Here is a 413-nt window from a genome sequence, read left to right on the forward strand (position 1 = left end):
CGATCGTGTTGCCGGTGCGGCGCGGCGTTGGGTGGTCGGTGGTGAGGCGCTGCCCGGGGCGAGTGTTGTGTCGTGGTTGGGGTTGGCGCCGGATGCGGTGGTGGTGAATGAGTACGGTCCGACCGAGGCGGTTGTGGGGTGTTCGGTCTTCGAGGTGGCCGCCGGGCGGCTTGTGGGTGAGGTGGTGCCGATCGGCCGTCCGATCGCCAACACCCGGTTGTACGTGCTGGACGAGGCGCTCGCACCGGCGCCCGTGGGCGTTGTGGGTGAGCTGTACATCGCGGGTGCCGGGCTGGCGCGCGGGTATGTCGGCCGGGCGGGTTTGACGGGTGAGCGGTTCGTGGCGTGCCCGTTCGGTTCGGGTGAGCGGATGTACCGGACCGGTGACCTGGCCAGGTGGACGCCGGATGGGC

Annotated in this window: 1 protein-coding gene; it reads left to right on the plus strand. The window is 70.7% G+C overall.

All coding sequences use genetic code 11. The features are described from left to right. A partial coding sequence (locus QSK22_RS33365; protein WP_285498498.1) for an AMP-binding protein occupies window positions 1-413 on the plus strand: 413 nt, incomplete at both ends.

Origin of the sequence: Actinomadura sp. NBRC 104425, assembly GCF_030269545.1 — a bacterium.
GTDB lineage: Bacteria > Actinomycetota > Actinomycetes > Streptosporangiales > Streptosporangiaceae > Spirillospora > Spirillospora keratinilytica.